7 protein-coding genes are annotated in these 11601 nt (G+C 47.0%); 3 read left to right on the top strand and 4 right to left on the bottom strand.

What is annotated here, in order from left to right:
* The first annotated feature begins 47 nt into the window (after positions 1 to 47).
* The 3 genes from B3763_RS11030 (at position 48) to B3763_RS11020 (ending at position 2537) form a co-directional block, all read left to right on the top strand.
* Complete coding sequence (locus B3763_RS11030) at positions 48 to 359, top strand: DUF6660 family protein (RefSeq protein ID WP_189628895.1); 312 nt, start codon at positions 48 to 50, stop codon at positions 357 to 359.
* A 110-nt stretch (positions 360 to 469) separates the two neighbouring features.
* Positions 470 to 1006 (top strand): carboxypeptidase-like regulatory domain-containing protein, encoded by a 537-nt coding sequence (locus B3763_RS11025; RefSeq protein ID WP_286746475.1) that lies wholly within the window; start codon positions 470 to 472, stop codon positions 1004 to 1006.
* Positions 912 to 2537, top strand: a complete 1626-nt coding sequence (locus tag B3763_RS11020) for a TonB-dependent receptor plug domain-containing protein (RefSeq protein ID WP_286746473.1) — start codon at positions 912 to 914, stop codon at positions 2535 to 2537. Before B3763_RS11025 ends, B3763_RS11020 begins: the two co-directional genes overlap by 95 nt.
* A gap of 318 nt (positions 2538 to 2855) precedes the next feature.
* Here B3763_RS11020 and B3763_RS11015 read toward each other — a convergent pair whose 3' ends face one another.
* The 4 genes from B3763_RS11015 to B3763_RS11000 all read right to left on the bottom strand — a co-directional run.
* Positions 2856 to 4463 (bottom strand): S8 family peptidase, encoded by a 1608-nt coding sequence (locus B3763_RS11015; protein ID WP_286746471.1) that lies wholly within the window; start codon positions 4461 to 4463, stop codon positions 2856 to 2858.
* Between the two features lie 100 nt (positions 4464 to 4563).
* Complete coding sequence (locus B3763_RS11010) at positions 4564 to 5052, bottom strand: asparaginase domain-containing protein (protein ID WP_286746464.1); 489 nt, start codon at positions 5050 to 5052, stop codon at positions 4564 to 4566.
* A gap of 111 nt (positions 5053 to 5163) precedes the next feature.
* Positions 5164 to 6192 (bottom strand): PorP/SprF family type IX secretion system membrane protein, encoded by a 1029-nt coding sequence (locus tag B3763_RS11005; protein ID WP_286746461.1) that lies wholly within the window; start codon positions 6190 to 6192, stop codon positions 5164 to 5166.
* A 7-nt stretch (positions 6193 to 6199) separates the two neighbouring features.
* Positions 6200 to 11601 (bottom strand): PKD domain-containing protein (locus tag B3763_RS11000; RefSeq protein ID WP_286746459.1); only part of this gene is annotated, 5402 nt, incomplete at its 5' end.

The raw sequence follows: 11601 nt of genomic DNA, 5'->3' as shown, positions 1-11601 counted from the left end.
TTGCAATTGTTATGCTGTTGCACCGAAATGATGCCTAGATTTGAATCATGAAAAGGCTGTTTGCCATTTTTTCTTTTCTGCTACTTGTTCTAAGCCTGGTTCCCTGCCCCGATGAGGTGCTGGTTTCTCCTGACTTTGATGAGGGAGTAGTGGCCAGTGCAACCGACTTCCCTATAGAAAACGGAGAAGAAGAGGAGTGCCCTCCCTTCTGTTGCTGTGCCTGCTGCAAAGTACCTCTCATTCGGTTGGCCGACAGTGTGGACAAAGCAGAAAGACGCAACCAGTCCCCTCAAATATTACCAGGAGTAATGCCCATTAAGGGTGTTATCAACGAAATCTGGCAACCCCCGCAAGTTTAATTGCTCATTTACCAAAGCGGAGGCCACGCTATTCATTGCACTCCCTCAAAAGGAGTGCAGGGTAACTCTGCTCAATTCTTACATTTTAAAAAAGCAATTAAAACTATCTCATGAATACAAGAAAAGCATTGATAGCCCTTTGCGGTATGCTTGCGAGCGTACTGTCTTGGGCACAAAACTCATTATCGTTCAGAATTCTGGATGCCGACCATAACGAACCGCTCATTGGAGCTACCGTTTATGCCGGCCCCAACAAGGGTGCTATTGCCGATATAAACGGTGAGGCCACTTTGACAAACCTGCCCAATGGCACCATAAAACTCAGATTTTCCTTTGTGGGCTATGAAACACAAACCCTTAGTTTCTCTATTCCTTATACTGGGGAACAACCCATACGCATATTAATGGAGCACCATGAAGAGGAAATGGAAGAAATGGTGGTAACTGCCACCCGTACCAGCCGAAGCATAGAAGACATTCCTACGCGCATAGAGTTTTTGGGTATGGAAGAACTTCAGGATTCAGGGATTAGACGGAAGGTACACCCAACTTATGAAAGATGGATTTCCACTTTACAGTGGGTTTTCGGGAGGCCTGAGCATTATGCAAATTCCTCCACTGGATCTGCGTCAGGTGGAAGTAATTAAAGGGAGTAATTCTACACTCTATGGTGGTGGAGCCATTGCCGGTTTGGTTAACCTGGTGAGTATTAGACCTGAGGCTCAAGCCCTAACAAAAATTATGATGGATCAGACTTCTGCTGGCGGAACCACACTGAATGCCTTTCATGCCTCAGAAGATGGCCGATGGTCATATACCCTTTTTGGTTCGGCACATAGACAAACGGCATATGACGCGAATGACGATAACTTCTCTGACCTGCCGGAAACCAGAAGCATCACCCTTAACCCAACGCTTTTCTTTAAGCCTTCAGAAACCGATGAGTTCAGATTAGCACTGAACGGTACCTTTGAAGATCGCTGGGGAGGAAACCTCACCGCAGTAGACAATCGTGAGCCAAGTGCTCAAAACTATCTGCAAGAGAATGAATCGAGAAGAATGTCTTACCAATTGAGTTATACCAAAACCTGGGACGAAAACAGGAGACTATCCATTAAAAATAGTTTACTGCATTTCGACAGGGGCATTCATCAGTATCAGTATGGCTTTGATGGTGAGCAAATTGCCACTTTTAGCGAGGCAACGTACTCGTTTGGCCAATCAAGAAGTAGCTGGCTGGTTGGTATGAACATCTATTCCGATCGGTTCAACGAAAGCCATGCAAATAACAATGACAGAAGCTACAGTCAGTTCACAGCCGGTGTCTTTGTTCAACAAAACAAACAGCTGAGTGATTTTTGGTCGCTGGAAACGGGATTAAGGTTGGATCAGAGCAAAAATTACGGGCTGCAAACTTTGCCCAGGCTTTCGCTAATGTACAAAGCGCACCCTAAACTCACCTTTAGAGCGGGCGGTGGACTTGGCTACAAGCTTCCAAGCATTTTCACGGAAGATACAGAAAGGCTTTCTTTTCAAGGCCTGGAGTCCTTCAACCTGAATAATCTGGATGCGGAACAGTCGTATGGCGGAAACTTCGACATCAACTACAAAACGGCCATTGGAAACGAGTGGACTTTCAGCGTAAACCAACTTTTCTATTATACCCAATTGAATAATCCTGTGGTTCTTTCGGGACCAAGTATTGAGGGCACTTACACATTCCAGAATGCTAATGGCAACCTAAGTTCCAAAGGGCTTGAAACGAATCTGAAGCTTACTTATCAAGACTTTAAGCTCTTTGTGAATTATGCACTCATAGACACGGAATTGGGTTACAATGCCGATTTGCAAAAACCGCTAACTGCCAAGCATAATATTGGTGCTGTGCTGGTTTATGAGGAGCATGAAAAATGGAGAATTGGGCTGGAAAGCTATTATACAGGAAAACAGTTCAGAAGCGACTATTCCCAAACAGATGATTATTGGATTGTAGGTTTTATGGCCCTAAGGAAGTTTGAGCGCATTAGCCTTTACCTGAACTTTGAGAACTTCTCAGACACGAGACAATCTAGATTTGAGAACATCAACCTCTCTAACAGTATGAATCCCGAAGCCCTTGAGGTATGGGCTCCTATGGATGGCTTTATTGTGAATGGGGGAATTATCCTAGAGTTTTAGGTAAGTAGAACGGTGATCAGGAAAAACTCCCTGATATGCTGATTATTCCGGCTCCCTCAGTGTCTCCGGCACGGGACGCTGAGGATTGATCTGGGAAAAGAGCGATATCCAATCATGGAGGCACCTCAGAAGCTTCAGAACAGTATAAATCAATCGGTGAGGACACCGATTGTGGCCAGCAATAACAAAAAATAAGGCTCATGATTGAACATGGGCCTTATTCGTTTTATCTCCTCTCAATAATACTTCTATGCGAGAGTCTCTGCTTGGGTAGAGTCAATCTCTGGAGCCGATACCCGTTTAACTCATTTCTGATCCCTACTTTTTCCCTTTAAGCTTCATCGATTCTGCCAATTTCACAGCTTCGTAGGCATTGATGATACCTCCTGAAACAGAAAGGCTGGAGAACTTCACTTCTTCACCCGTGCCGGGCTGATTCACCTTAACATCGATGCCTCTAACCGATTTCATCAGTATGTCTTTCACCTGTTCTGCGCTAAGCTCAGGGAAGTATGAAAGCAGAAGGGCTGCTACTCCTGTGGTTACAGGAGCCGCCATGCTGGTGCCCTGAGCATCCTGATATTCGTTTCCGGGGGCAAGGGAGTAAATGGCTACACCAGGAGCAAAAACGTCTACAGTTTTCTTACCATAGTTAGAAAATACTCCCACATAATTGTTTTCAGAACCCCATGATGACGCTCCTACTTCAATCCAGTTGGGCCAGTCTTTCCTTCGGCCAAATTTGTCGTTGGGGTAGTTATTGGCTTCATCAATATTTTCAGCCGAGTTTCCGGCTGCATGAATAAGCAATACGCCTTTCTTAGCGGCATATTCAATGGCCTCAAATACATATTCAGAGTTAGGAGAGTAGCTTTTTCCAAAGCTCATGTTCACAATTTGGGCCCCATTGTCTACGGCATAGCGAATGGCGTTGGCCACATCTTTATCTCTTTCGTCTCCATCGGGTACAGCCCTAATGGCCATAATCTCCACATTGTCGGCTACACCGTCAATACCAATGCCGTTACCCCGAACAGCCGCGATTATGCCACTTACATGGGTGCCATGAAAGTTATCGGTTCCTTTACCAATTACATCATTGTTGCCATAGCCAACTTCATCGAGCTTAGTGGGATCGTCTCCCACAATTTCTCGGGGGTCAAAGTCAAGGCTGTAGGCAAATTTGGTGTCTTCACTGGCTCGTTCAATGTCCTGGTCTATAAGGTAAATAAGCGTATCTACAGACAGCGAGCTGTCGGTCATACCATAAATCTGTGAGAGCACTTCTTTACCTCTGGAAATCACCTGGTCCGTAGAGTTAATCTTGCTCAGGTCTTCAAAGGTTATTTCATCATCGAGCAAATAGGCTTCAAAAAGCTTGTTGTAGCGTTTTAACTGGCTATTCACACTATTCATAATGAGCACCTGTTGGTTAGACTCGTTGTAGGTTTTTTCGAAGTCAGCCTTAATCTTTTGCCAGTATTCAAACTCTTCTTTCTGGGATTTGGCTATGTCTTCGGCCGATTTGCCCTCGTATTTTTCCTTCAGTCTTTTATATTCTCGGGTAAGTTCATAGGTATCTTTTCCCACATTCCGGCCGTCTTTTCCTCCAATAAAATTCCAGCCGTGAATGTCGTCTACAAAACCGTTATTATCATCATCAATACCATTGCCGGGAATCTCATCTTCATTAGTCCACACTACATCGCGCAGGTCTTCATGTTCAATGTCTATGCCCGAGTCTATAACGGCCACCAATACTTTTTTACTCTTTCGCCCCTTTAAATATTCCAGGGCCTTTTCTGTACTCACACCATTGACAGAGTCTTTTACCGGATCTAGATTGAACCAGTTTTTAGGTGGTGTGTTTTGTGCGTTTAGTGCAAATGCTGCCAGAAAAAGCAGCGCGAAAATCAACTTCTTCATATACTTAATTAATCGTTTCAATAGTTAATCATTACAAACTTACATGCTCCCGGGCACTCTATTCTATTCTCCCGTGCATTTATCGGCAAATCAACCAATACTACTGGTACTCAAACTTACCGGTAACGGAGTTCTTCCGCACTCTGTTGGCTGGAAAAACTAATCCATTCATGGCAATAAACGTGCCTTGCTCTAAGGTGTTGAGCGAACCAATAGCCACGCCAATGTTAAATGCGGCATCTGAATTGGCAAATCGCTCTGGTCTGTAAGCACCGGTAAGGACAATGGTTTTTCCCTGAATACTGTTCAGAAAGCTGGCGGTTTCGGGCATGGTGTCCGAGCCATGGGTAATCAGAATTTTTGTGGCCTCGGCCGAAATAATCGTTTTGCGCAACAATTTCCGGTCGGCTTCTGTGATATCCAGAGAGTCTTTCTTCATTAGCTCTATGCACTCATATTCAAACCCGGGCGCTACTTGCTCCAATACGCGCAAGACGGCCGGTTGATCAATTTCAAAAGCATATCCGTTAGTCGTTTTCGGATAGTCTTTGTCTATTGTTCCTCCGGTTTGGATAATGAGAATCTTCACGCATGGAAGATAAGCATAAAGTGCTTACTGGAGGCAACTCTTCTGTCGATTAAGCTTATGAATTGGCAGCCCCCTCCTTTACGCAACAAGACTTTCGTTAAAGCATCTTGTCTAGTATTTGAAGCAAGGCAAAATGGTGTCTCTTCTGGTGCGTTTCACAATTTTGCCAAAGTTAAGCGTAAGAGAAAATTCATGAGCGCCTCCTGTTGAACCGGCCAGGCGCGAAACGGTGAAGTCATAGCTATAGCCAAAAGACATATTACTATTAAGCTCCAACCCCACAAGAGCAATAATGGATTCGTTCTTAAACACTTTGTTTACACTCTGAATAGGAATGCCCCTATACCAACCACCAATCACAAGGGGTTGAAAGTAGAGCTGAACACCCATGTCGAGCTGATTGAACCCTCCTTGCTTTTTGTAGTTTAGGGCCAGCGTGGCCGATCGCTCCTGAAACTGATAGGCCACTGTTCGAAGCCTTTTCCCTTTGGCAAACATAATCTTGTAGCCTGCATGAAGGGAGTACTTTCTGGCAAGTCGGCTCTCCTGATCGATGAACGATTGGTTGGGCTCATTGATGTGGTGGGTAGAAAAGCCCAGCCAGGCCAGGTTGGTATAGAGCAACGCTCCGGCCGATGCACTAAGGAAGTTGACATTAGCTCCTTTTTCAAACACCTCTCCGCTTGGCCCCACTACTTGCCCATTTACAATGTCGATTTGGTTGCCAAATACCAACTCTTCAAAATTGATGTTCTTTTGAAAATAGCTCAATTGAACTCCGGTACGAAGCACCAGACCGGAAGCTACTTGCATTTTGTAGGAATATAAGCCTCCAATTTCGGTGGACTTAAAATCGAGAAAGCCTTCTTTATGTTCAGTAACAATAAGGCCTATACCACTTTCCGCAGCTTTGGAAAAGTAGTCGGCATAGGCCGAAATAGTGGTGAACGAGTGGGTGAGCGAAGGCCACTGATTTCGATAGTTAACACCCACACGCCCCCGGTCTGTGGAACCAGTTAGTGCCGGATTTAAATAAAGGGGTGACGCATAGAACTGAGAAAACTGTGGGTCTTGTGCCTGCAGTTGAGGCTTTGGCCAGCCAAGTATAATTATCCATACAATTAGAAAAACTCTTTGCATATACTCACTATTTAATGAGAGCAAAAATGCCCTCGCGCTCTACCGGAAGCCCGTTAAAACTCACCCCTATTATTTTGTATACATAGTTTCCATTTTCGGCTTGCCGACCATTAATGGTGCCATCCCAGCCCTTCGTTTCAATGTCATCGGTACTAAAGATCACCTCTCCCCATGTGTTATAGATAATCAGGCGGGCCTTGGTCATGCCCAGCATTCTTGGCCTAAAGAAGTCGTTGTTTCCATCTCCATTGGGAGTAAAGGCATTAGGAATTATTATTCTGTAACCCTCCGTAATCTTTAGCAGTGTGGTTTTTTCTGTCTGGCAACCGGTCCGGTCGGTCACTGTGAGTTTTACGGTGTAGGTGCCTGGCGCATCGTAAGTATGAATGGGATCTATTTCGTCCGAATCGAAGCCATCGCCAAAATCCCAGTACCAATCAATTACCTCGCCTTCCGAAAGATCGAAGAAGCTTACCGGATCGTTTACGGCCAGATCGCCCGTTTTATCTATAGATTCTGCTTTGTATTCAAAGTCGGCAAGACCAAGCTCTGGCACATCAATATCTATGGCATTTTGCTGGAAACAGCCCCGGCCATCATAAACTTCAATGGTCAGTCTGCCCGGTTCGGTCATTAGCACTTCATCGTTGGTACTATTACCACGAGACCATTCGTAGCGGTAATTCCCTACGCCTCCTTTAACCTTGGCCTTTACCAGCAGGCCTGCTACACGGTTCTGACAATCGATGTATGGTTCGGTACTAAAACCAATTTGCAAAGGCTCCGGCTGCAATACGGTATAAGTACCCTGAGCCTCACATCCGTTACGGTCTTTTACTGTAACCACGTAGGTTCCGGGGAATACATCGGTAATTTCAGAACTCCGCTCTCCGTTGGACCAGTGATAGGTGTATGGCCCCGTGCCACCTGAAACAATTACGTTTACCCTGCCACTCTGCGGGTCGTTGCAACGGGTAGCATCTTCAATGTAGGCATCCAGCGTGAGGGCTAGCGGCTCAATAATGTTAAAGGTTTGTTGAATGGTACAGCCTTTCTCATCGGTTACCAACACATTGTACTGACCGGGCCCAAGGTTGCTTATGGTTTCGGAAGAATGCCCTGTGCTCCAGCGAATGGCTAGTGGTTCTATACCGCCTTCAATATTGAGCGAAATGGACGCATCGTTTGCCCCCAAGCAGCTAATTTCCTTAACCTCCGGTTGAATTCGGAAGAGCGCAGGATCGGCCAGGGTATAATTGCCCTGCACCTGACAGCCATTGGCATCCGTAACCAGTACAGTGTAATCTCCGGAGCTTATGCCCAACAGGTTCTTGGTAGTGGCTCCGGTAGACCATTGATAAGAGTAAGGCTCCACTCCTCCTTTAATGTTGAGTACAATGCTGCCATTTCTGTCGTCATAGCACTGGCTTTCGTTTACAATGGCATCTTCCAGCGAAAGCTCTTCCGGTTCCGTAATGCTAAAAACGCGCTCCTGAACGCAACCATTCTCATCGCGTACCCTCACCGTATAATCGCCTACTTTGAGATTTTCTATCGAAGAAGTGGTGGCTCCCGTACTCCAAATAAAACTATACAAGCCGGTACCTCCCTCTACATCGATTACTATGCGTCCGTCATTGTCTCCCTTACAGTTTAGGTTAAACTTGCCTTGGGCTTTGATGGTGATGGGCTTGTCGGGCTGGCCTATTTGGGCACGGGCCTGAACAATACAACCATTAGCATCGGTAACCGTCACGGTATATTCACCAGCTTTGAGTGTATTGATTTGTGCTGTTCTTGCTCCTGTGCTCCACAGGTAGGTATATGGCGCTACACCTCCATTGACAAGGGCTCGCATACTCCCCGATTCATCACCAAAACAGAGTAGATCATTATAGCCTGTGAGTTGCACAGAGAGGTTTTCGGCCGGTTCGGAAATAACCACTGTGACCATGGTTGAGCAGCCGCCATCGTCTGAAACCGTAGCCTCATATACCCCGGCCTTCAGACCTGTAATATCGGGCTGGGTGGCTCCGTGAGACCAGGAGAAGCTATAATTTCCACTTCCTCCGTTGGCATCCAGAAATATTTGTCCGGTTGCCTCACCCTTACATAACACATCGAATTTCTGAACGGTCACCGTCAGATTTTCCGAATCGCCCACTTCCACACTTCGGGTTATAGAACACCCGTTGGCATCAGTAAGGGTTACATTGTAAGTTCCTCCGGACACATTGACCAGATCTTTACTGGTGCTTCCGTTAGACCATACGTAACTATAAGGGGCAGTACCTCCCGTTGGGGTAACTCTTATGGCTCCGTCATTGTCGCCCAAACAAGAAGAGTTGGTTACATCGAACGACAAATTGAGAGGCTCAGGGTCTTCAACTTCATAGTTTTGCTGAATGGAGCACCCTCGCGCATCGGTTATGGTTACGGAATACGTTCCTGCAAAAAGTCCGCTTACATCGCGCTGTGCCGAACCATTGGACCAGGCATAGCTATAGGGCGCAGTACCGCCTGACACCGCCAATTGAATCCTACCTCCCGGCTGCGAATTACAAAATGCATCGGTAATGGAGGCCGTGGCCGACAGTTCAGCAGAGGGAGCCTGTACCACCACCTGTAGTTGTTGTTCGCAGCCCCTGGCATCGGTAACTGTTACTTCATAGGTGCCCCCGGCCAGATTACTTATGTCTCGGGTAGTAGCACCATTGTTCCAGGAGTAGCTGTATGGCAAAGTTCCTCCCGAAACGCTCAAGCTCACCCCTCCATCGTTGGCACCAAAACAAGACACATGGGAGGTTACCTGATTTATGGTGAGCGGTAGGGGTTCAGTAAGCTGCCATGAGGCTGAAGAGGTACACCCGTTGGCATCGGTTATGGTTAATTGATAGGTTCCCGGGGCAAGCCCCGAAATGTCTTCTGTAGTAGCACCGTGGTTCCAGGCATAAGTATAAGGTGCCACTCCACCACTCACGGTCACATCGACTGCTCCATCGCCCTCACCTCTGCATGAAATTGGGCTAACACTGGCCGAAATGGCCAGTTGATCGGGGCTGCCAACCGTATATACCGCGCTGACCATACAGCCGTTTTTGTCAGTTACGGTTACCTGATAATCTCCACTTTCCAGCCCCACAATATCCTGAGTCGAGGATCCGTTATTCCAGCTGTATACATAAGGGCCTGTTCCTCCCGTAACTGATAGGTCTATAGCTCCCTGACCATCGCCAAAACAAAGTTCATCGCTCACCACGGCACTCAGACTGAGGGCCGCTGCAGGCTCGCCAACCGTTACATTCTGAGACAGTGTACATCCCATGGCATCCGTTACAATTACCTGGTAAGTGCCTCCTGACAAGTTGTTCAGGTTGCGCGTGGAGGCCCCATTAGACCATGAGTAGGTGTAAGGAAGGGTTCCTCCGCTAACATTCAGGGCTATGGCTCCATCGCTTGCTCCAAAGCAAGTGACATTGGTTGCAGAGAAGCCAATATTCATAGCCAGTGGCTGAGAAATACTGAATGTTTTATTTACTGAACATCCATTGGCATCCGTAATTAGCACGGTGTAATTTCCCGGGTTTAAATTACTGAGGTCTTCGGAGGTTTCGCCATGGCCCCACGCGAAAGTATATGGCAAAGTGCCTCCGCTGACCTCAATGTCTATTGCTCCATCGGCCGCTCCATAGCAGCTAATGTTCGATGTTGTACCGCTTACCGCCAAAACTGCGGGACCGCCTACAGTATATGTACCTGAAACGGTGCAGCCTTTGCTATCAGTTACCACTACCTGATAAGTACCTTGAGCCAAGCCACTTAAATCTTTGGAGGTAGATCCTTGATTCCAACTATAGTTGTAAGGAGCAGTTCCTCCACTAACATTAAGGCTAATGGCTCCCTGGCCATCTCCAAAGCAAAGTTCATCGGTAATGGAGGCATTTATGTTTAAAGCAGCGGCCGGTTCGGCAATGGTATAGTTCTTTACGGTTGAACAACCGTTGGCATCGGTTATGGTAACGGAGTAGTTGCCTCCCGACAAGCCTGTAACATCTTGGGAAGTGGCTCCGTGAGACCAGGAGTAGGTGTATGGAGCAATTCCTCCCGAAACCGACAAATCAATGGCTCCGTCCGAGGCTCCAAAGCAACTTACATCGGTAACTATTTCTCCAATGGAAAGAGCCAGGGGTTGCGTAATAGACCAGCTTCCGAAAGTACTGCATCCATTGGCATCGGTTAGCGTCAACGAATATGTACCGGGAGCCAGATTACTAAGGTCTTGATCGGTTGAGCCATTGCTCCAATTGTAGGTATATGGGCCAACTCCTCCGGTCACGGAAACATCAATACTCCCATTGGCCGCTCCGTTACAGTCCACAGGCAATGCACTGGCCGATAACTGGAGTGCGTTTGGTCCGCCTACCGTAAAGTCGGTCGTCAAGCTACAGCCATTGTTATCTGTTACGGTTACCTGATAAGTGCCTCTTGAAAGCCCGGCTACATCTTTGGTTCCCGGCCCGTGATTCCATGAGTAGGTATAGGGTGCTGTACCTCCTGTTATGGTAAGGGCAATCGCCCCCTGCCCGTCACCAAAGCAAGACTCATCGGTTACTGCCCCAGTCACTGCCAGGGCACTGGAAGGCTCGGCAATCGAATAGTTTCTGATGGTAGAACATCCATTGGCATCGGTAATGGTAACACTGTAATTGCCTCCGGAAATGTTGAACAAGTCTTGGGTAGTGGCCCCGGTATTCCACAGGTAAGTATAGGGGGCTATTCCGCCTGTCACTGAAAGATCTATGAAACCATCGCTAAGGCCAAAACACGAAACATTTTGAACGTTTTCCGTCACGGTGATGGCCAACGGTTGCGTAATGGTAAAGGAGCGGGTTAGGCTACAGCCTGCGGCATCGGTAATGGTTACCTGATAAGTGCCTGCCGTAAGTCCGGTGAGATCTTCTGTGGTCGCTCCGTTGCTCCAGGTAAAACTATATGTTCCCGTACCCCCTGTTACACTAAGGTCAATTGCACCTGCAGCATCGCCATGGCACAAAATATTGGTTTGGCTGGCACTAACCAGGAGGGCCGGAGGCATGTTAATGGTGTAGGTTTCCTGAATAAAACATCCATTGGCATCAGTAATGGTTACCTGATAATTGCCATCGCTAAGTCCTGAAATATTTTTGGTGTTTGCTCCATTGCTCCAGGCATAAGTATATGGTGCTGTACCTCCTGCCGGATTAAGCTCAATACTGCCATCGCTACCCCCAAAACAGCTAATATCGGCCACAGTAGTGGTGGTACTTAAGGGGGCAGAGGGCTCGGTTATAGCAATGGTTTCCACATAGCTACAACCGTTGTTGTCAGTAACAGTGAGGGTATAGTTGCCTGCCGTAAGTCCGGTGAGAT

The organism is Roseivirga sp. UBA1976, assembly GCF_002336325.1.
Taxonomy (GTDB): Bacteria; Bacteroidota; Bacteroidia; order Cytophagales; family Cyclobacteriaceae; genus Roseivirga; species Roseivirga thermotolerans.
This window is presented reverse-complemented; position numbering and strand designations above follow the sequence as displayed.